Annotated in this window: 18 protein-coding genes; 5 read left to right on the top strand and 13 right to left on the bottom strand. The window is 63.3% G+C overall.

What is annotated here, in order from left to right; all coding sequences use genetic code 11:
• Window positions 1–7: 7 nt before the first annotated feature.
• From ACODR6_RS04115 to ugpB, 12 genes are all read right to left on the bottom strand, one after another.
• Window positions 8–934 carry a branched-chain amino acid ABC transporter permease gene (locus ACODR6_RS04115; RefSeq protein WP_449097507.1) on the bottom strand — a complete coding sequence of 309 codons (927 nt, stop codon included), beginning with the start codon at window positions 932–934 and terminating at the stop codon, window positions 8–10.
• Complete coding sequence (locus ACODR6_RS04110; protein ID WP_489020957.1) at window positions 931–1,710, bottom strand: ABC transporter ATP-binding protein; 780 nt, start codon at window positions 1,708–1,710, stop codon at window positions 931–933. The genes ACODR6_RS04115 and ACODR6_RS04110 overlap by 4 nt, the downstream gene beginning before the upstream one ends.
• A 2-nt stretch (window positions 1,711–1,712) precedes the next feature.
• Window positions 1,713–2,429, bottom strand: a complete 717-nt coding sequence (locus ACODR6_RS04105; protein WP_112714547.1) for an ABC transporter ATP-binding protein — start codon at window positions 2,427–2,429, stop codon at window positions 1,713–1,715.
• Window positions 2,430–2,474: 45 nt separating this feature from the next.
• Window positions 2,475–3,731 (bottom strand): ABC transporter substrate-binding protein, encoded by a 1,257-nt coding sequence (locus ACODR6_RS04100; RefSeq protein ID WP_112714545.1) that lies wholly within the window; start codon window positions 3,729–3,731, stop codon window positions 2,475–2,477.
• 376 nt (window positions 3,732–4,107) lie between these two features.
• The gene (locus ACODR6_RS04095) at window positions 4,108–4,872 is read right to left on the bottom strand and encodes an aldolase/citrate lyase family protein (RefSeq protein ID WP_130280321.1); all 765 of its coding nucleotides are present in this window, start codon (window positions 4,870–4,872) and stop codon (window positions 4,108–4,110) included.
• An 8-nt stretch (window positions 4,873–4,880) separates the two neighbouring features.
• Window positions 4,881–5,666: a 2-oxo-hept-4-ene-1,7-dioate hydratase gene (gene hpaH, locus ACODR6_RS04090; RefSeq protein ID WP_112714541.1), complete on the bottom strand. Its 786-nt coding sequence runs from the start codon at window positions 5,664–5,666 to the stop codon at window positions 4,881–4,883.
• 71 nt (window positions 5,667–5,737) lie between these two features.
• Window positions 5,738–6,211, bottom strand: coding sequence for a hypothetical protein (locus ACODR6_RS04085; protein ID WP_489020954.1), 474 nt, complete (start codon window positions 6,209–6,211; stop codon window positions 5,738–5,740).
• Between the two features lie 155 nt (window positions 6,212–6,366).
• Window positions 6,367–7,149, bottom strand: coding sequence for an IclR family transcriptional regulator (locus ACODR6_RS04080; RefSeq protein WP_489020952.1), 783 nt, complete (start codon window positions 7,147–7,149; stop codon window positions 6,367–6,369).
• 103 nt (window positions 7,150–7,252) lie between these two features.
• Window positions 7,253–8,299, bottom strand: coding sequence for a sn-glycerol-3-phosphate import ATP-binding protein UgpC (locus ACODR6_RS04075; protein WP_489020950.1), 1,047 nt, complete (start codon window positions 8,297–8,299; stop codon window positions 7,253–7,255).
• Window positions 8,299–9,147 (bottom strand): sn-glycerol-3-phosphate ABC transporter permease UgpE, encoded by an 849-nt coding sequence (gene ugpE / locus ACODR6_RS04070; RefSeq protein ID WP_489020948.1) that lies wholly within the window; start codon window positions 9,145–9,147, stop codon window positions 8,299–8,301. The genes ACODR6_RS04075 and ugpE overlap by 1 nt, the downstream gene beginning before the upstream one ends.
• A gap of 9 nt (window positions 9,148–9,156) precedes the next feature.
• Window positions 9,157–10,038, bottom strand: a complete 882-nt coding sequence (gene ugpA / locus ACODR6_RS04065; RefSeq protein WP_112714517.1) for a sn-glycerol-3-phosphate ABC transporter permease UgpA — start codon at window positions 10,036–10,038, stop codon at window positions 9,157–9,159.
• A gap of 64 nt (window positions 10,039–10,102) precedes the next feature.
• On the bottom strand, window positions 10,103–11,413 hold the full coding sequence (gene ugpB, locus ACODR6_RS04060) for a sn-glycerol-3-phosphate ABC transporter substrate-binding protein UgpB (RefSeq protein WP_489020946.1): 1,311 nt from the start codon (window positions 11,411–11,413) through the stop codon (window positions 10,103–10,105).
• A 247-nt stretch (window positions 11,414–11,660) separates the two neighbouring features.
• Between ugpB and ACODR6_RS04055 the strand changes: the two genes are divergently transcribed.
• From ACODR6_RS04055 to ACODR6_RS04035, 5 genes are all read left to right on the top strand, one after another.
• The gene (locus ACODR6_RS04055; protein WP_489020944.1) at window positions 11,661–12,905 is read left to right on the top strand and encodes an aconitase X; all 1,245 of its coding nucleotides are present in this window, start codon (window positions 11,661–11,663) and stop codon (window positions 12,903–12,905) included.
• Window positions 12,902–13,330, top strand: a complete 429-nt coding sequence (locus ACODR6_RS04050; protein WP_489020942.1) for an aconitase X swivel domain-containing protein — start codon at window positions 12,902–12,904, stop codon at window positions 13,328–13,330. Before ACODR6_RS04055 ends, ACODR6_RS04050 begins: the two co-directional genes overlap by 4 nt.
• A 22-nt stretch (window positions 13,331–13,352) precedes the next feature.
• A complete protein-coding gene (locus tag ACODR6_RS04045; RefSeq protein ID WP_489020940.1) occupies window positions 13,353–14,384 on the top strand; it encodes a hydroxyacid dehydrogenase in 1,032 nt (343 codons plus the stop codon).
• A gap of 95 nt (window positions 14,385–14,479) precedes the next feature.
• Window positions 14,480–15,385, top strand: coding sequence for a DMT family transporter (locus tag ACODR6_RS04040; protein ID WP_489020938.1), 906 nt, complete (start codon window positions 14,480–14,482; stop codon window positions 15,383–15,385).
• A 123-nt stretch (window positions 15,386–15,508) separates the two neighbouring features.
• Window positions 15,509–18,481, top strand: coding sequence for an autotransporter outer membrane beta-barrel domain-containing protein (locus ACODR6_RS04035; RefSeq protein ID WP_489020936.1), 2,973 nt, complete (start codon window positions 15,509–15,511; stop codon window positions 18,479–18,481).
• Between the two features lie 4 nt (window positions 18,482–18,485).
• On the opposite strand, the gene ACODR6_RS04030 is transcribed toward ACODR6_RS04035, so the two are convergent.
• Window positions 18,486–19,850 (bottom strand): Xaa-Pro aminopeptidase, encoded by a 1,365-nt coding sequence (locus tag ACODR6_RS04030; protein WP_489020934.1) that lies wholly within the window; start codon window positions 19,848–19,850, stop codon window positions 18,486–18,488.
• Between the last annotated feature and the right edge of the window lie 70 nt (window positions 19,851–19,920).

The following is a 19,920-nucleotide window of genomic DNA, read 5'->3' as shown; positions in this document are numbered from 1 at the left end:
GCCGGTCCTATCGCTTGAAGAGCCCTTGGGGGCGTGCTGCGAGTACGAGAAGAATGAGCAGGTAGCCGGCGAGCTGCTGCGCCGCCGGCCCGAAATAGGTGCCGGCCAGAACCTGGGTGATGCCAAGCGCGATGCCGCCGAGGAAGCAGCCGCCGAGCGATCCGAGCCCGCCGATGACGACGACGCCGAAGGCGGTCAGCAGGTAGGGAGGGCCATCGAACGGCTGGAAGGAGCGCGACATGCCGATCATGAACCCCGCGAAGGCGGCAAACATCAGCGACAGCCCGGCCGCGACGCCATAGACATGGGCCGTCCGCATTCCCATCAGCGCGGCAATCTCGGCATCATCGGATGTCGCCCGGATCGCCCGACCGATATGGGTGCGCTGGATGAACAACGCGAGCGCGCCGATCAGCAGGGCGGCAAGCACGAGAAAGCCGAAGCGCAGCGTCGAGATGCTGAGATCGTCGCTGAGCGCGATCGCCGAGAAGGAATAGCTGTTGCGGATCGTCTGGGCGTTGGTGCTGAACACCACCTGCATTGCCTGCGACAGCACCGTCGAAATGCCGAAGGTGATCAGCAGCGGCAGCATCATCCCCATGATCGGCGAGAGGCCGCGCCGCTCGACGGCGAATGTCGAGACGCGGTTCAGCAGGCCGCGCTGCAGGGCATAGCCGATGAGAAACATCACCGGCACCAGCGGCAGCAGCGCCCAGAACGGCGAGACCGGATAGAGCCCGAGAATGACGACGGCGAGATAGGCCGCCAGGATCAGCCAGTCGCCATGCGACAGGTTGACGAGCTTCATCACGCCGAAGCTGAGCGCCAGGCCGACGCTGATCAGCGCGTAATAGCCGCCGAGCGTCGCCCCGGTCATCAGCCCGTTGGCGAGGTCGATCCAGGCCCAGTAGAAATCCTCCATCGTCATGGTCATCGGGTCCCCTCGACAGGCATCGGCATCGGAGAATGGGAGTGGCGGGCGCCGCCGAAATAGGCGGTGGTAATCGCCTCGCGGCTCAGCGAAGACGTCTCGCCCGAAAGCACGATGCGGCCTTCCAGCATCACGGCAGCCCGCCCGGCAAACCGCATCGCCCGCTGCAGGTCCTGCTCGACGAGCACGATGGTCAGCCGGTCGCGCAGCCGCTGCAGATTGCCGTAGAGGTCCTCGACGGTGGCAGGCGAAAGCCCGAGCGAGACTTCATCGAGCAGCAGCAGGCGCGGCGAGGTCATCAGCGCCCGGCCGATCGCCACCATCTGCTGCTCGCCGCCGGACATTTGCGTCACGATCTGGCGGCGCCGTTCGGCAAGCCGCGGGAAGAGATCGTAGATTTCATCGAGTTTCTGCCGGGCGCTACGGCGCCAGACCGGCAGGTAGGCGCCGCAGAGCAAATTGTCTTCGACGCTCATGCGCGAAAACAGCCGCCGCCCCTCCGGGACGAGGGCAATGCCCATCTCGACGATCCGCTCAGGCGGCAGGCGTTCGATAGGCTGGCCCTCGAAGCGCATGCGGCCGGTCAGCCGCGTCTTGCCACCGACGGCCGTCAGTCCGGTGATGGTCCGCAGCAGCGTCGATTTGCCGGCGCCGTTGGCGCCGATCAGCGCCAGGATTTCGCCGCGGCGAAGCTCGAGATCGATATCGAACAGCGCCTGCAGTTCGCCATAGAAGGCGGAGATTTCGTCGAGTGCGAGAATGGTTTCGGTCGCGGACATCGTCAGGCTCCGAGATAGATGCGGCGGGTTTCGGGAAGGGCCATGACCTTGTCGGGATTGCCGTCGGCGACGATCTCGCCGCCGGCCAGAACCATCAGGCGATCGGTGGCGGTCAGCATCGTGCGGATCACATGCTCGATCCAGACGACGGCGATGCCGAGGGAGCGCACGCTTTTCACCATGGAGATGAAGGCGCTCACCTCCTCCTCGGTCAGCCCCGCCGCCACCTCGTCGATCAGCAGCAGGCGCGGGCGCATGGCGAGCGCCCGGGCAAGCTCGTGGCGCTTGCGCACCAGGAGCGGCAGGCTGCCGGCGAGCATTCCGGCATGGGCCGACAGCCCGGTCAGTGCCAGCGTCTCGCCGACCCAATGGTCGGCGGAACGCTGGTCCATCTGTCCGGCAAAGGTTGCCGCCACGCGCAGGTTCTGCTCGACGGTCATTTGCCCGAAAGGCTTCGGCACCTGATAGGTCCGCCCGATGCCGAGCCTGGCACGGCGATGCGGTGGCGCCGTCGTGATGTCCTTGCCGCAGAACCGCACCATGCCGGACGAAGGCTTGATATGGCCGGAGAGCATGCCGAACAGCGTCGTCTTTCCGGCGCCGTTCGGGCCGATCACGCCAAGCACTTCGCCTTCCGAGACATGGAAACTCACGTCCTTCGCCACGGTGAGCGCGCCGAAGGATTTGGTGAGATTGGTGACTTCGAGAATCCTGGTCATGTCGGGTGTCTCCGTCCGGATGTGTCGCAGATCGAAGGCGCCGCCCTATTCGTAGAGCTTCATCTCGGCCGTCTTCTGGACCGACGGGTAGACGGCGTTGAAGACGTTTTCCTTGATGATCTTTCCCTGCGCCGGATCGAAGCGCCATTGCGCACCGCCGAGCGGCTGGACCGAGAAGTTCTGCTTGTTGAAGGCGACGGGACCGGCGACGGTATCGACCTTGGTGGTCCGGAGCGCGGCGAGGACCGCTTCCCTGTCCTTGGTGCCGGCGCGCTGGATGGCGCTCAGCAGCACGTCATAGGAGGCATCGTCGTAACCGAGCGGCGGGATATACTGCTTGCCGGTAGCCTTCTCGAAACTATCGACCAGCGCCTGGCCGCTATAGCCGCCGAAGGACGAGCTGCCAGGATAGGCGGGCGACCAGAAATTCACCGAGAGCAGGCCGTAGCCGACCTCGCCGAGGGCCGCCATCGGCTCCGGATATCCGGTGCCCTTGTCGATGATGTACATTTTCGGCTTGAAACCTGCCTGGGCGGCCTGCTGCAGATAGTTCTGCATATCCGGCGGGGCGAGCACACCGGCGACGACCTCGACGTGGTTGCGCTTGAACTGGTTGATCAGCGAGGAGAAGTCGGGCAGACCCTGCTGGAAACGGCCGGGATCGACAGGCTTCCAGCCCTCGCCCTTGAAGACCGGATCGAAGATCTTGGCAAACACGGTGCCGTCGGCATCGTTCGGATAGAGATAGCCGATCTTGCCGTTGAAGCCGCCCGGCAGCGCCTTGATCATGCCGACATGGTTCTTCACCAGATCGGGCACCGAGAAGAAGAATTCGAAGGCGTATTTGTATTCCTTCGGCTTGCCGTCGGGGCCGAGAAGCCAGGCTTCGACCGGGGTGTTGGTGACGATGCAGGGAATCTTGTTGCGCTCGCAGAGATCGGAGGGCGCATTGGTCGTATCGGGCGTGCCCTGCGCCATCAGGAAATCCACCTTGTCCTGCAGGATGGCCTGGGTGGCGGCTTCGGCTGAACCGGCGACGGTGCTCTTGCTGTCGTAGATCTTGTAGCTGATCTTGCAGAGATCGTTGCCGACCTTCAGTCCACCGGCGTCGTTGATCGGCTTCAGCTTGTTGTCGTCGACCCACGGCGTATCCTTGCCGACATCGGCGAGCGGGCCGGTCATCGGGACGATACGGCCGATGCTGATGCTACAGTCCGCCGCCAGCGCCTGCCCGGCGGGCAAAGCGGTAAGCAGAAATGCGCCTGCGAGAATTCTCTTCATGCTGATAAGGCTTGCCGTCATATCGTTCCCCTTTATTGGCAGCAAAGAACATGTCTCCCGGAGGGCATCTCCGGGCGATTGGGCATGCGTGACCGATCGTTTTGAGGCCGAGCGAGACCCTTCGCCGCCGCGATGCGCGGGGCGTCGAACTCACATTCCGCGGCCTGAACGGGCGGGCTGACTGTCTGGTATTGATCTGCAGTGAAGTCTATTATTTTTCATGATTACGTCAATATGAAAAAAATAAGACATTAACGATTTTTCGGCGTTTTCCTGCCGGGCCGTAGATACGGCAATGCCGCGCGTTTCCTATTGAAAATCAACAGGAAATCAGCGCGGCAGGAAGCCACGGCAGAGCATGTCTCAGCCCGCAGACCGGGCGCTATCGGCCGCCCGTCTAGAGCGATGCCGCCTGCGCGAGCAGCGCTTCCGACGACCGGGCCAGCAGCCCGGCATCGACGCCGACAGCGAGAAAATCGACGCCGGCTTCCGCCGCCATCTTCATCAGCACCGGATCGCCGCTCAGAAGCCCGGCGGGCTTGCCAGCTGCCTTGATCTTGCTGATCGCATCGACGACCGTCTTGCGCAGGCCGGGATTGCTAAGATCGGCGCCGAAGCCGATGCTGGCGGCGAGATCGGCGGGACCGACGAAGAGCGCATCGACACCCGGAACCGCCGCGATGGCCTTCAGATTGCCGAGCGCTTCCGCCGTCTCGATCTGGACGATGACGCAGAGATCCTCGGCCGCCTTGTCGAAGTAGCCCTTCTCGCGGCCGAAACGGGTCGCCCGGGTCAGGCCGGAGACGCCGCGTATGCCGCATGGCGGATAGCGGGTCGCGCGCACGGCGGCTTCCGCCTCCGCCGCGTTCTGGACATAGGGGATCAGCAGCGTCTGGGCGCCGATATCGAGCAGCCGCTTGATCAGCACGGCATCGTTGGAGGCGGGCCGGACGATCGCGGAGACTCCGGGATAGCCAGCGATCACCTGGAGCTGCGGCAGTACGGTCAGCGCATCGCCGGGCGAATGTTCGGTATCGAGCAGCAGCCAGTCGTAACCCGCCCCTGCCACCACTTCGGTGGCGAAGGCAGAGGACAGGGTGCACCAGAGGCCATGCTGGCGGCGGCCCTCCGAGAGGGCCTGTTTGAACAGATTGCGGGGCATGGCGTCACCTATGCGAAGGAGATGCCGATGGCGCCGAGCGGGCCGTAATCGGCCTGGATGACGTCTCCGGAGACGATATCGACGGGGCGGGTGAACGAGCCGCCGAGAATGAACTGGCCCTTGCGCAGGACCTCGCCCTGGTCTGCAAGCTTGTTGGCGAGCCAGGCGACGCCGGCGGCCGGGTGCCCCATGATAGCGGCCGATACGCCCGATTCCTCGATGATACCGTTCTTCGACAATGTCGCGGCGACCCAGCGGATATCGACATCGAACGGACGTACCGGCCGCCCGCCGACGACAACGCCGCCCGATGCCGCGTTATCGGCGATCGTATCGGTGATCGCGCGCGGCACTTCCGTGCGATAATCGATGATCTCGAGCGCGGGAACGACGACTTCGGTGGCGCGCATCACGTCGTAGATGTTGCAGCCCGGTCCGCTCAGGTCGTCCTTCAGGACGAAGGCGAGCTCAACCTCGAGCCGCGGCTTGATGAAGCGTCCGGCAGGGATTGTCTGGCCGTCGCGGAACATCATGTGATCGAGCAGGGCGCCGTAGTCTGGTTCGGTCATCTTCGAGGCCATCTGCATGGCGCGCGATGTCAGACCGATCTTGTGGCCGACGATGCGACGGCCTTCGGCAAGATGATGTTTCACCCAGCGGCGCTGGATCTCATAGCTTTCGGCGAGCACGAGTTCGGGATGGCTCTTCGAGAGCTGCGGAATGACGGCGCGGCTCATTTCCGCATCGAAAAGCGAGCGGGCTGCGGCGTCGAGTTGGGCTTCGGTCAGTGGCATTTCGGATGTCCTTGAAACGGGATGGCGAAAGCGGCCGGAATGCGGCCGCTTTCCTGATGTGCTCGGGAGCCTCAGACGGCGGCGGTCACAAGCTGCGACACCAGAAATGCGGTGACGGCGACGAAGGCGACCATCGTGGTGAAGATGGTGATGTTGACGTCGAGCGCGAGGCCGAGCGGGCCGCCAACCGGCAGGTAGCCGTTCTCGTCGTAGTTCTCGCCCGCGTAGAACCGCTTGCCGAGCACGGCGGCGAAGAAGCCGCCATAGACAGCCACGGCAGCCACCAGCGGCAGGATCAGCTGCGGCCGTTCCGGCAGGATCGGGAACCAGATGATGGCGAGCATGGCGATGGCGAGAATGATGTAGCTCACCACCTGCCACACACAATGGAAGCGCGCATGGCCGGTCCAGCGCGGGTTGGTCGCGTGCGTCTTGTTTAGATCGGCCAGAGCCGGAATGAGGCTGTAACCGAGGGTCACGATGGTCAAAAGAATCTTCACGGCAAGCAGCATGGTTTCCTCCTCCAGAAAGGCTGCGGCATCCAAGACTGTATCGTTATGCGGTACAGTTGTATCGAAATTGTAAGTGCGCGAGCGGGAAATTGTCAACGGCAAAACGCCGCGTAGCCCTACGGGCACGCGGCGTCGCGAGTTAACATCCTAATTTCGCTTGGATTTATCGGTTCCCGGAGACTGGTCGGTCAGCGGCCGGTTACGGTCTCGATCGAGGCCCGGCACTTTGCCAGCGCCTCGCGCACCAGTCCGGCGCGCTCGTCATACCGCTGCCTCGGCATCAGGACGCCGAGCGCATAACTGGCATTTCCGATGCCGCGAACCGGAAGCGACAGCGCGCACACGCCCGCCGCATATTCCTCCTCGTCGGCCGCAATGCCGCCGGCGCGGATCTTGGCGATTTCGCCGAGCAGCGTGGGGCCGTCGGTGATTGTCTGCGGCGTGATCTTCGGCAATCCGCCGGCGATGATTTCGGCGACATCGGCATCGGACATCTGCGACAGATGCGCCTTGCCGTTCGAGGTACAGTAGAGAGGAAGGGCCGAGCCGACCTGCGAGACGACGCGCAGCACCCGCCCGGCGCCCTGGACCTGGTCGATCACCACGGCGGCGTTGCCCTGCAGCAGGGTCAGGTCGACGCTTTCCTCGACATCCTGATGCAGCTGCTCGATCGCCGTGCGGAAGAATTGCCTGATATCGCGGTAGGCGAGCGTCGCGATCCGCGGTATTTCCGATCCGATCCTGACGCCGACCTTGTCCACTTCGGTCGCCACCAGCCGCTCGACCTCCATCGCCCCCACCAGCCGCTGCACGGTTGCCCGGGCAAGACCGGTCTGCTTTGCGATCTGCCCGAGGCTGAGCCCCGAAGGCTCCTCGGCGAGCGCCCGCAGGATCGATGCGGCACGGGCGATCAGGCGGATCTCGTTGCGTTGGCCCTTGGCCTTGGTCGGGGAAGAGTTTGGCGGCGTCATCGATGCTTCTTCTGGGTTGGTCCCCTTTTCGTAGCCGCTGACCGCCGTCAGTCAATAGCAGAATGGTTCGGAGCCTGCTTCGCGAACGCCGCGCCGGAATGTGTCAGCCGATCCGCTTGCCGTTGCCGTCGAAAGAATGAAGGCTGGATTGGGCGGCGCCGATGGTGACGCGGGAATCGATGGCGATCTGCGACCGGCCGGGAACGCGGAAGACGATGTCCTGTGCGTTCGGCAGCGTGCCGTGGACATAGCTTTCGGCGCCGACCAGCTCGACAGCGCCGACACGGACATCGGCGGTGAAGGCGTCGGGCTTGCCGGGTTCGGCGAGATGCAGGTCTTCCGGGCGAATGCCGAGGGTGGCGGTATCTGATGGCAGCGGCGTGGCGCCGTTGCCAAGTGCAAAGCCGCTGCCGCTGGTCTCCAGGAGGTTCATCGACGGCGAGCCGATGAAGGTGGCGACGAAAGTGGTGGCGGGCTTCTCGTAGAGCTCGATCGGCGTGCCGACCTGCTCGATCTGGCCGCCGTTCAGGACGACCAGCCGGTCGGCGAGCGTCATGGCTTCCATCTGGTCGTGGGTGACGTAGACGCTGGTGGTGGCGAGCGCCCGCTGCAACCGCTTGATCTCGACGCGCATCTGCACGCGCAGTTTGGCATCGAGATTGGAGAGCGGTTCGTCGAACAGGAAGGCCGCGGGTTCGCGGACGATGGCGCGGCCCATGGCGACGCGCTGGCGCTGGCCGCCGGAGAGCTGGCGCGGCTTGCGCTCGAGGAAGGGCTCGATCTCCAGCGATTTCGCCGCCTTGACGATCCGCCGCTCGATCTCGTCTTTCGGCGTGTTGCGGTTCTTCAGGCCGTAGGCGAGGTTTTGGCGCACGGTCATATGCGGATAGAGCGCATAGTTCTGGAAGACCATGGCGATATCGCGCTCCGAGGGTTCCAGATCGTTGACGACGCGTTCGCCGATGGCGATCTGGCCAGACGTTATGCCTTCCAGGCCGGCGATCATTCTGAGCAGCGTGGACTTGCCGCAGCCGGAGGGGCCGACGAGGACGACGAGCTCGCCGTCGGCGATGTCAAGCGAAACGCCCTTGATGACTTCGACGCCGCCGCCATAGGTCTTGCGGACATCCTTGAGGGTGATTCTGGCCATTACTTCTCCGTCTCCACAAGACCTTTTACGAACCAGCGCTGCATCAGCACCACGATGAGGATGGGCGGAATGATCGCAAGGATCGCCGTCACCATCACGAAATTCCAGGGCGTCGCCGCGTCGGTGAAATCCACCATCTTCCTGAGCCCGATAATGACCGTGTTCATCTGCGCGTCATTGGTAACGAGCAGCGGCCAGAGATACTGCGTCCAGCCATAGATGAACAGGATCACGAAAAGCGCGGCGATATTGGTGCGCGACAGCGGCAGCAGGATATCGCGCATGAAGCGGAACGGTCCGGCATTGTCGATGCGCGCCGCCTCCAGCAATTCGCCGGGGATCGTCAGGAAGAACTGGCGGAACAGGAAGGTTGCGGTCGCCGAGGCCATCAGCGGCAGGGTCAGGCCCGCATAGGTATCGATCAGGCCGAGATCGACGATCACCTTGTAGGTGGGCAGGATGCGCACCTCGACCGGCAGCATCAGCGTCACGAAGATCATCCAGAAGAACACCATGCGCAGCGGAAAGCGGAAGAACACCACCGCGAAGGCCGACAGGAAGGAGATCAGGATCTTGCCGACGGCAATCAGGATCGCCACCACGAAGGTGTTGAAGAGCAGCCGTTCCAGACTGACGCCGACGGCGCGCTCGACGCCGCCAAACAGCGCCTCGCTGTAATTCTCGGTGAAGTGGCTGCCCGGCAGCAACGAGATCGGCGGCTTGATGATCTCCGCCGACGTCATCGTTGAGGCGATGAAGGTGTAATAGATCGGGAAGGCGACGATGATGATGCCGATGATCAGCATCAGGTGGCCGATGAGGCTGGCGATTGGGCGTTTTTCGATCATTTCAGGCCCTCACGCATAATGCACGCGCTTCTCGACGAAGCGGAATTGGAAGGCGGTCAGGGCGATGACGATGATCATCAGGATCACCGACTGGGCCGCGGACGAGCCGAGATTGAGGTTCACGAAGCCGTCATTATAGACCTTGTAGACCAGCGTTTCCGTCGCCTTTGCCGGGCCGCCGCCGGTCACCGAATGGATGATGCCGAAGGTGTCGAAGAAGGCGTAGACGGTGTTGACGACGAGCAGGAAGAAAGTGGTCGGCGCCAGAAGCGGGAAGACGATCGTCCAGAAGCGGCGGCTGCCGCGGGCGCCGTCGATGGCGGCCGCTTCGATCAGCGATTTCGGGATCGCCTGCAGGCCGGCGACGAAGAACAGGAAATTGTAGCTGATCTGCTTCCAGGCGGCCGCGACGATGACCAGCGTCATCGCCTGATTGCCGTTCAGAAGCGGATCCCAGAGAAAGCCGTTGCGGCGCAGGATATAGGCGAAGGTGCCCATGGCCGGATTGAACATGAAGAGCCACAGCATGCCGGCGACGGCAGGCGCCACGGCATAGGGCCAGATCAGCAGCGTGCGATAGAAGGTCTGGCCGCGCACCACCTTGTCGGCGGCCGTCGCCAGGGCCAGCGCCACGACCATCGACAGCAGCGCGGTCAGAACGCTGAAGACGACGGTGACGTAGAGCGAGTGCAGATAGTTGGGGTCTGCCAATACATCGCGAAAATTCGCAAAGCCGACGAAGCCGCTTTTGAGGCCGAACGGGTCTTCGCGCTGCATCGACTGATAAAGCGCCTGGCTGGCCGGCCAGAAGAAGAAGACCACCGTGAGGATGATCTGCGGGGCCACCAGGAAATAGGGAAGGATCTTGTTCGGAAAGACGACGCGCTGCACGGCGATCTCCTTGGCATGAAGGGACCGCCCGCGGCCGAAGCTGCGGGCGGCATTGCGCCGTAACTTACTGGCCGATCGCCTGCTGGATGGCGGCATTGCCGCGCTCGACCGCCTTGTCGAGGGCAGCCTTGGCATCCTGCTTGCCGGCGAGCATCGCTTCGAACTCTTCGTTCATGATGTCGCGGACCTGCGGCAGGTTGACGAGGCGGACACCCTTGGAGTTTTCGGTCGGAGCCTTGCCCATCATCTGCAGGATCGGCGTTTCGCGGCCCGGGTTCTTTTCGTAGAAGCCGGACTTCTTGGTGTCCTCATAGGCGGCCATGGTGACCGGCATGTAGCCGGAGACCTGGTGGAGGCGTGCCTGGATCTTGGTCTGCGACAGGAAGTGGAAGAACTGGGCGATACCCTTGTATTCCTCGTCGCTCTTGCCGGCGAAGACCCAGAGGCTGGCGCCGCCGGGAATAGTGTTCTGCGGACGCCCTTCGCCTTCGTAGTAAGGCAGCTGGCCGATGCCGTAGTTCATGCCCGTCTTGATGATGTCGCCGAGGCCGCCCGACGATTCCGTCATGATGCCGCATTCGCCGGAGGTGAAGAGCTGCTTGGCCTCGGAGGTGCGGCCGCCATAGCGGAAGGTACCATCCTTGGCGAGATCGGCGATCGCCTGGAAATGCTGGACGAAGAGCGGCGAGTTGAAGGCAAGCTTCACATCGGTGCCGGCAAGGCCGTTTTCGTTCGAGCCGTAGGAGACGTTGTTCCAGGCGGCGAGGTTTTCGGTCTGGATCCAGGTCAGCCAGGTCGACGTCAGGCCGCAGGAGGAGGCGCCGCTCGACTTGATCTTCTTGGCGGCCTCGAACACTTCAGGCCAGGTCTTCGGCGGATTTTCCGGGTCGAGACCGGCCTTCTTGAAGATGTCCTTGTTGTAATAGAGGATCGGCGAGGACGAGTTGTAGGGGAAGGACAGCATCGTGCCGTCCGGCTTCGAATAATAGGCGGCGATACCAGGCAGATATTCCGACTTGTCGAACTTGAAGCCACCCTTTTCGAGAACCTGGGCCGCCGGCATGATCGCGCCTTCGGCGCCCATCATCACGCCGCTACCGGCGTCGAAGACCTGCAGGATCGCCGGCGCCTGCTTGGCGCGGAAGGCGGCGATGCCGGCGTTCAGGGCTTCCGGATAGGTGCCCTTGAAGACCGGAACGATCTTGTAGTCCTTCTGGCTGTCGTTGAATTCCTTGGAGAGCTGGTTGACCACCTCGTTATTGGCGCCCGCCATGGCGTGCCACCACTGCAGTTCGGTCACCGCGAAAGCGCTCGACGCGAAGGAGAGCGACAGGGTGACGGTTGCCGCCGATGCGGCGATGAAACGAATGGACATGGTTCCTCCCTATGTGTCCTGCCGCGCCGTTTCAGCCGGTCACGGCTTGCCGGCGCAGATCCTCCTCGATCTCACCGGCCGGTTTCGTTGCGAAACTTTGCGCATACAAAACGAAAAGAAACGAACTGGCAAATGAAATTGTGAAGGTTTTGTGACATAGTGTTTGTGACAGTTTTGTCGAGTGCGGCTTTGGTCGAATTCGCAAGCCATCTTCTCTCCCGCGGGACGACCTGATAGCGTCGCCGCCATGCATTCCTCACTCCAGCTTTCCCCCGATGATCACGCCCTTCTCGATGGCCGCCACGGCGAGGCGGCGGCCTTTGCGATGCGGCTTCTGGTGCGCTTTGCCGAAGCCGTCGGCGCTGAGGAATTGGTGGATATTGAAGCAGCCCATATCGATGGCTGTCTCTATCTCGGCGAGGTCAGCCTCGATTTCGTCGAGCGCATGGTCTCATGGGGCGGGCGCGTCCGGGTGCCGACGACGCTGAATGTCGGCTCGGTCGATCTCATCCATCCCGAACTGTTTCGCGGCGACGCCGAACTCGGCCGCAACGGCGCGCGGCTGATGCGGGCGCATGAAGAGCTCGGCTGCGTGCCCACCTTCACCTGCGCCCCCTACCAAACGATCTTCCGGCCACGCTTCGGCGCGCAGATCGCCTGGGCGGAATCGAATGCGATCGTCTTTGCCAATTCCGTGCTCGGCGCCCGCACCAATCGCTACGGCGATTTCATCGATCTCTGTTGCGCACTGGCCGGCCGGGCACCTTATTACGGGTTGCATGTCACGGAGAACCGCCGCGCCACGGTGCTGATCGATGTCGAAGCTTTCCCTGACGGCGATGCGGGATCGATCTGCGTTGCGGCCGGTCACACCATCGGCCGCCGCTGCGGCGACAGGATCCCGGTTATCCGCGGATTGCCGGTGGAAAGCTCCGAGGACGATCTGAAAGCGCTGGGCGCCGTTGCCGCGTCGGCGGGTGCTGTGGCACTTTTCCATGCCGTCGGGCTGACGCCGGAAGCGCCGACGCTGGAAGCAGCCTGCGGCGGAAAAGAGCCGGTGGAAGTCATCTGTCTCAGCCGCGATGACATCCGCGAGACGATCCGCAATCTCTCGACAGTGGCGGAGGGTACGCCGCTTGCCGCGGTCAGCATGGGCACGCCGCATTTCTCGATCGGCGAGTTCGAGCGGCTGATGCCGCTGCTGACGGACGAGAAGGCGGCGACCGACATCTATATCAACACGAACCGCGAGGTTCTGGCGGAGCTCGAAAACCGTAGCTGGCGGACGAGGCTGGAGGCTGCGGGTATCACGCTCGTCATCGATACCTGCACCTATGTGACGGCGATCATCCGCGACATGTCCGGCGCCGTCATGACCAATTCCGGTAAATGGGCTTACTACGCGCCCGGCAATATCGGCGTCGACGTCGCCTTCGGCTCGCTGGCTGAATGCATGGCCTCGGCCCGGGCGGGCAAGGTGGTGCGGCTGTGACCAGTTTCTCCGCAACGACGCTCATGGAAGGCAGCGCCCAAGCGCCGGCCTTCGTGCTGGCCGAACCCTTGAGCTTCTGGGGTGGCGTCGACTCCGCGACCGGCCGGATTATCGACCAGTGGCATCCGCAGAGCGGCCAGTCGATCAGCGGGTCGATCCTGGTCATGGAAGCCGGACGGGGATCGAGTTCGGGAAGCTCGGTGCTCGCCGAAGCGATCCGGCTGAAAACGGCGCCTTCAGGCATTATCCTGTTGAAACGCGACGCGATCGTCGTCACCGGCGCAATGGTCGCCGAGGCGCTCTATGGCATCGGCTGTCCGGTTGTGCTGGCGCGGGCGGAGGATTGGACGCAGATCGTGCAGGCCGAGCGCCTGTCTGTTGTAGCCGGGGAGCGCGAGGCGCGAATAGAGATTGTGCAGCCGTGAGCGGCTGCTGGAGGAGGATGAAATGACCAAGACCGAAAAGCCGCTGGCGATCAGCGCACCGGAGCCGCGCACGCTCGACCTGATCTTCAGCGACACCGCGCGGCGCGTGCTTCATGACACCTATGAGATCGTCGAGGCGGACCCGGAGAATATTGCCGGTCTCGGCGATGCCGTGCTCGGCAAGACCCGCTACATCATCGGTCAGCCGCCGCTTTCGGAGGAGACGCTAGCGCGGATGACCTCGCTGCGTTGCGTGCTGAATGTCGAAAGCAATCTGATCAACAACATGCCCTATGACATTCTCTTCCAGCGCGGCATCCATGTGGTGACGACCGGCCAGGTCTTCGCCGAGCCGGTGGCCGAGATCGGCCTCGGCTTCGCGCTTTCGCTGGCGCGCGGCATCGTCGATGCCGATGTCGCCTTCCGCGAGGGTAGCGAGCTCTGGGGCGGCGAGGGCAATGCCAGCGCCCGGCTGATCGCCGGATCGGAGATCGGCATCGTCGGCTTCGGCGATCTCGGCAAGGCGCTGCGGCGTGTACTCTCGGGCTTCCGCGCCAAGGTTCGGGTCTTCGATCCCTGGCAGCCGAAATCGATCCTGGAAGAAAACAATGTCGAGGCGGCGAGCCTGGAGGATGTGCTGACGAAGAGCGATTTCGTCTTCGTCGTCGCTGCCGTCACCAGCGAAAACAAGGGTTTCCTCGGCGCCGAGGCCTTTGCCAGCATGCGCAAGGGTGCGGCTTTCATCCTGCTCAGCCGCGCCGATGTCGTCGATTTCGATGCGCTGATGGCGGCCGTTGCCTCGGGCCATATCGTGGCGGCAAGCGATGTCTATCCGGAAGAGCCGTTGCCGCTGGATCATCCCGTCCGCAAGCTCAAGGGCTTCATCCGCTCGGCCCACCGCGCCGGAGCGCTCGATAGCGCCTTCACGAAGATGGGCGACATGGTGCTCGAAGACATGGATTTGATGGATCGCGGCCTGCCGCCGATGCGCTGCAAGCGGGCCGAACGGGAAACGGTTTCACGCATGCGATCGAAGGGCGTGAAGATCAACTGATCAAATCTTCGCGGAGGGCTATTCCTTGCATTGTCAACGCAGGCGGCTCTTGCTAGTCCGGGCCGTCCGCTCATGCATTTCTTCGCAGGCCTTCCATGTTTTCCAGATCGACCGATGAGGCGCCGTCCCCGCTGGTGGGAATAGCCCTTGCCTGCATCGGCTATTCGCTGTTCGCCATCCAGGACGCCGTCGTCAAATGGCTGGTGGCCGATTATGCCGTGCCGCAGATCCTGTTCATCCGCAGCGTGATGATCGTCGGTTTCTCGGCCTTCTTCATCCATCGGAACCGGCATCCGTCGATCCTGAAAAGCCCGCACAGAAGTTCCGTTCTGCTGCGCGCGGTCTTGATGCTCGGCGCCTGGCTTTCCTACTATTCTGCGGCCCGCCATCTCGGGCTTGCCGAGATCACCACGATGTATTTCAGCGCGCCCGTGATCACCGTCGTGCTGTCGATCTTCATTCTCAGGGAAAATGTCGGGCCGATCCGCTGGCTGGCCTGCATCGGCGGTTTCGTCGGCGTCGTTCTGGCCGCCGATCCTGCCGAGGCCCCGAGCCTCATTCCGGCCGGCATGGTGTTCTTCGCCGGCTTCTGCTGGGCCTGGAGCACCATCCTCGTGCGCCTCGTCAGCCGCACGGAAAGCACGGTCAACCAGATGCTGGCCACCGGCGTGCTGTTCACCGTCGTCTGCGGCGCGGCGCTGCCCTTCGTCTGGAAGACGCCCGACCTCTTCGGCTGGACGCTGATGATCGGGCTCGGCTGCATCAGCGCCGCCGGTCAGTACATCCTCTATGAAGGTTTCCGCTATGCGCCGGCCTCGACGCTCGCGCCGATCGAATATAGCGGTCTGATCTGGGCATTCCTCTACGGCTACCTGATCTGGGCCGAAATTCCGACGCTGAACGTCGTCGCCGGAGCGGTCCTCATCGTCGGCTCCAGCCTGATCCTGATCTGGTGGGAACGCCGTCTGGTGATCATGTCGCGCCGCCGCCTGACGGCTTGAGATTGCGCTTGGATTTCAGCCGGAAGGCGAAAAACGTAAGACTTCGTTAACCACGCTTGGATAGGAGTTGTTAACCGTACCGCCGCTCCACGGCGGTGCGCGCTAGCACCGGCCGATCCAAAGATGAAACCTCTGCTTCCGGCATTTTCGCGCCGTCTCGGCCTCTTCACGGCACTGGTCTCCGCTGCCGTGCCTGGCCATGGCTATGCGCAGTCGGCGTGGTCGGGAAGCGCGGATAACGAATTCAGCAACTCGGCAAACTGGACCCCGTCTGCTCCCGGTCCCACGGACACTGCAACCGTTGATACCGGATCGCCGCAGGTCACCAATGGCGTGACGGTCGACAAGCTCGATGTCGATGGCGGCAACGTCACGATCACCAATACCGGCACATTGACGGCGACCGGCGGCAGCACGATCAATTCGGGCAGCGTCAGCATCAATGCCGGTGGCGTCCTGAATTCCGATGTCGATCTCAATGGCGGCAGCCTGTCGGTCGATGGCGATCTCAATGGCCGGCTGATGCTGAACAACGGCAATGTCACCGTCAACGGCACGCTCGACAGCGGCGTGGTCGGCTCCGGTACCCAGCTGTCGAACAACGGCGTTATCGATGGCGTCGATGTCTCGTCCGGCGGCACCTTCGTCAACAACACGGGCGGCACCGCTACGTCGGTGACCAATGCGGGCACGGCATCCAATGCCGGGACGATCGGCAATCTCACGAACACGGGCGGAAATTTCACCAACAATACCGGCGGCAGGGTGACGGGCAAGACGACGGTCTCCGGCGGCACCGTGACGAACAACTTCGTCATCACCGATGCCGATGTCGCGGCCGTGGCGGCCTTCGTCAACAACAATGGCGCGACGGCGGGCAATGTCAGGAATGCCGGCACGACGTCGAATGCCGGGACCATCGCCTCGCTTCGAAACGAAGGCGGGACCTTCACCAACAATTTCGGCGGCGTCGTCACCGGTGGCACTGTTGTCACGGGCGGCACGGTTACCAACAATGCGGCGTTGAATACCGTCGATGTCGGCACCAATGGCACGTTCAGCAATGCGAGCGGCGCGACCGCGGGGGCGGTTACCAACGCCGGAACGAGCTCGAATGCCGGAACGGTTGCCTCGGTCACCAACACAGTGGGAAGCTTCACCAACAATGCCGGTGGAAGGGTTACCGGTAACACCGTCGTCACCGGCGGCACGGTCACCAACAATTTCGTCATTACCGATGCCGATGTCGCGGCGGTCGCCGCTTTCGTCAACAATAGCGGTGCCACGGCAGGCAATATCAGGAACTCTGGGACCGTCACGAATGCCGGGACGATCGCTTCGCTCCGCAATGAGGGCGGCACATTCACCAACAATGCCGGCGGCACCGTCACCGGCATGACGACGGTGACCGGCGGTACCGCGGTCAACAACGCGACCCTGGCTGATATCGATATCGGCGCGGCCGGCAGCTTCATCAACAATAGCGGCGCCGTCGCCGGCAGGGTCACCAATTCGGGCACGGCATCGAACGACGGAACGGTGGCCGAGCTCGTCAACAATGACGGCACCTTTTCCAACACCGGCACGATCACCGGATCGGCACGGGTAGCGGGCGGTTCGCTGATCAATGACGGGACGGTCTCGGGAACCGTCGATGTCGACGACGACGGGCTCCTCTCCGGCAGCGGCGCGATCGGTGCGCTTTCGGTCAATACAGGCGGGGTGCTCTCGCCCGGTCCGGGCATTGCGGCTCTGACGGTCAACGGCGGCGTCACATTCCGCACCGGTTCGACCTATCAGGTGGATGTCAGCGGCGGTGGCCTCTCCGATACGGTGAACGCCTCGGGGGCCGTCGTCATCGACGGCGGCACATTGGATATCCGCAGCACCGGCGGCAGCTACGGGCTGACCAACAACTATACGATCCTGAGCGGCTCGGGCATCACCGGCACCTTCGACGACATCACCAGCAACTTCGTCTTCCTGTCGCCGACGCTGACCTATGGCGCGACCGCGATCGACCTGGCGCTGGACCGCAATGCGGTGCAGTTCGCCGATATCGCGGAGACGGCAAACGGACGTGCGACCGCAGCGGCAGTCGAGGCGCTCGGCGGCGCAAACGCGCTCTATTCCGCCATCCTGCCGCTCGATGCTCAGACGGCCAATGACGCATTTACACAGCTGAGCGGCGAGAGCCATGCCTCGCTCGAAAGTGCGCTTCTCTGGGAAAGCCGCTTCGCGCGCGAAGCCGTCCTCGACGAGATCGCCCTCGATCCCGCAAGACAGAAGGATGGCGTGCGGTACTGGAGCTCCAGCTTCTACGCATCGAACCTCTGGTCGGGAGATGGCAATGCGGCGGGCTTCGACGGCAATGTCGCGGGCGTCATGTTCGGTGCCGACGGCCCGATCTCGGATCAATGGCGCCTCGGCGCCATGCTCGGCTACAGCCACGGCGCGCCGCAGCAGGCGGAAACGGATTCCTATCACGCCGGTCTCTATGCATCGGGTCAGTTCGGCGCCGTGAACCTCGTCGGCGGCGCGATCTATTCGCACAACGATATATCGACCCGCCGAGACATCGCCTTCGGAAGCTTCACCGACCAGCTCTCCGCCGATTATGCAAGTGCCACGTCGCAGGTCTTTGCCGACCTTTCCTGGACGGGCGAACTCGACGGCATCAAGCTTCAGCCCTTCGCCAACCTCGCTTATGTCAATCTCGATACAGACGCCTTCCAGGAAAGTGGCGGGGCGGCGGCGCTATCGGGAGCAAGTGACAGCGAAGCGATCTTCGCTTCGACGATCGGCATCCGCTGGTCGATGGACTGGCAGGCAAACGATCTTCCGCTCTCCTTCACCGGCATGCTCGGCTGGCGGCATATTGCCGGTGACGTCACGCCGTCTTCGAGCTTCGCCTTTGCCGGTGGCTCGCCCTTCATCATCGATGGCGTCACGATGCCGGAGGATGCGGCAGTCGTCAGGCTTGGCGTTTCCGCCAAGGTCACGAAGACCGCCCGCCTGACGCTCAGCTATTCAGGCGAGTTCGGCAAAGGCCTGCAGTCAAGTGCTGCGCAGGCCAACCTTTCGGCGAGCTTCTAGCGGCCTAGCTACGTACCAGCACGTTCCCCGACTTCAGCCAGAAGGGCGACAGATAAAGAGGCGTCGAAGAGAGCGGCAGGATGTCGTCCTTCAGCGCCACGCCCAGCTTGTCGGCCATGAAAGCGCGGCGGGCGGCGATGCGGGCATGCAGCGCGGGGTAGCGGTTCTGGATTTCCGCCCGCAGGGCATCGTCGGCAAAGGCGATCGCATCTTCGCAGTTCAGCGCCCAGCCGGCTGGCATCGGCACGGGAATGACATCGACCTGGAACGGCATGCCCGACCGCAGACGATCGGTCGAGCCCGGGCGCACCGGCGAATGCAGCCACTCCTCGTGGCTGCCGAGATGGCCGGGATTGAGGGCGGAGTTCAGTCCCGCCGATTTCAGCTTGCCGGTGACCGCTTCGAAGAGCTCGCCGCCCGAGACACCGATGCCCGCCGTCTCGTACCATGTGATCAGCGCCTCGAAATAAGCCTTTGAGGGCTTGAGGAAATCGTCGTCGTGATCGGCAAGCAATCCGGCGCGAGACGAGAGGGCCCCCCAATAGCCGAGCGCCGTGGTGACACCGTCGCCGCGTTTCAGCCTTCGCGCAGTCGGGCTGCGCAGACCGACGATATGTTCGCCCTTGCTGACGGAGGCAAACATCGTGTGGACGTTCAGCGGATCGCCTTCATAGCCGAGCCGGCCGAGCGCTTCGAACTCCGTATCGCCTTCGCGAACGCCCGAGACGACGCGCCAGAGCGCTGTCGAGCAACGCGCGGCCGCCCATTCGAAGGCGGCGAGCTGGTCGGCATCGACGACGGCACGCAGGCCGGTCTCGGGATGCATGAGCACCTCGGTTCGATCGATGAGCCGGCCTTCGCCGCCAATGATGCGGCTCAGCACCTTGACGATGAAATCGGGGACGAAGAAGCTCTGGGCATAATCGTCATCTTCCTCGGCAGATAGATATTTCCAGCCGACGAGGCCGATGCTGTCACCCGCCTTGATCCCCGCATCTCTCAGCCGGTCGGCGAGGCGCGGGTTCTGCGAGCGGTCCTGGCCCATCAGGCTGAAGCTCTGGGCGCGCAGCACCTCGATATCGGGCAGTCCGGCAAGCACCGTATAGCTCTCGGATTCGTTGCCGGTGATGATGACGCGCTTGCCGCCCTTGCCGAGCAGCAGCAGCGCTTCTTCGAAGCGGGGCTCGAAGCCAGAGAGGTGCATGATGTTTCCGAAATGCTCACGATCGGCATAGACGACGAGCCAATCCGTGCCTGCCGCTTTCAGCGCCGCATCGGCGCGGGCGGCATAGGTGGTTGCCGGGATCTGCGGCTGTTCGCCGAGACGACCAAAGTCGGGCAGGGCGACGGGTGCAAGCGTAATGGCCATGTTTCCTCCGATGCGCCCGCTCCAAATCGGGCTCGATTGATATGGCGAGATGGCAGGCGCAAGGTCAATT

The sequence above is a fragment of the Rhizobium sp. FG96 genome (assembly GCF_057808655.1).
This window is presented reverse-complemented; position numbering and strand designations above follow the sequence as displayed.

What these genes read in the sequence shown, in the direction of transcription:
- ACODR6_RS04115 (WP_449097507.1), bottom strand. Translation starts at nt 934, where the DNA reads ATGACCATGACGATGGAGGATTTCTACTGGGCCTGGATCGACCTCGCC.
- ACODR6_RS04110 (WP_489020957.1), bottom strand. Translation starts at nt 1,710, where the DNA reads ATGTCCGCGACCGAAACCATTCTCGCACTCGACGAAATCTCCGCCTTC.
- ACODR6_RS04105 (WP_112714547.1), bottom strand. Translation starts at nt 2,429, where the DNA reads ATGACCAGGATTCTCGAAGTCACCAATCTCACCAAATCCTTCGGCGCG.
- ACODR6_RS04100 (WP_112714545.1), bottom strand. Translation starts at nt 3,731, where the DNA reads ATGACGGCAAGCCTTATCAGCATGAAGAGAATTCTCGCAGGCGCATTT.
- ACODR6_RS04095 (WP_130280321.1), bottom strand. Translation starts at nt 4,872, where the DNA reads ATGCCCCGCAATCTGTTCAAACAGGCCCTCTCGGAGGGCCGCCGCCAG.
- hpaH (WP_112714541.1), bottom strand. Translation starts at nt 5,666, where the DNA reads ATGCCACTGACCGAAGCCCAACTCGACGCCGCAGCCCGCTCGCTTTTC.
- ACODR6_RS04080 (WP_489020952.1), bottom strand. Translation starts at nt 7,149, where the DNA reads ATGACGCCGCCAAACTCTTCCCCGACCAAGGCCAAGGGCCAACGCAAC.
- ACODR6_RS04075 (WP_489020950.1), bottom strand. Translation starts at nt 8,299, where the DNA reads ATGGCCAGAATCACCCTCAAGGATGTCCGCAAGACCTATGGCGGCGGC.
- ugpE (WP_489020948.1), bottom strand. Translation starts at nt 9,147, where the DNA reads ATGATCGAAAAACGCCCAATCGCCAGCCTCATCGGCCACCTGATGCTG.
- ugpB (WP_489020946.1), bottom strand. Translation starts at nt 11,413, where the DNA reads ATGTCCATTCGTTTCATCGCCGCATCGGCGGCAACCGTCACCCTGTCG.
- ACODR6_RS04055 (WP_489020944.1), top strand. Translation starts at nt 11,661, where the DNA reads ATGCATTCCTCACTCCAGCTTTCCCCCGATGATCACGCCCTTCTCGAT.
- ACODR6_RS04045 (WP_489020940.1), top strand. Translation starts at nt 13,353, where the DNA reads ATGACCAAGACCGAAAAGCCGCTGGCGATCAGCGCACCGGAGCCGCGC.
- ACODR6_RS04040 (WP_489020938.1), top strand. Translation starts at nt 14,480, where the DNA reads ATGTTTTCCAGATCGACCGATGAGGCGCCGTCCCCGCTGGTGGGAATA.
- ACODR6_RS04035 (WP_489020936.1), top strand. Translation starts at nt 15,509, where the DNA reads ATGAAACCTCTGCTTCCGGCATTTTCGCGCCGTCTCGGCCTCTTCACG.
- ACODR6_RS04030 (WP_489020934.1), bottom strand. Translation starts at nt 19,850, where the DNA reads ATGGCCATTACGCTTGCACCCGTCGCCCTGCCCGACTTTGGTCGTCTC.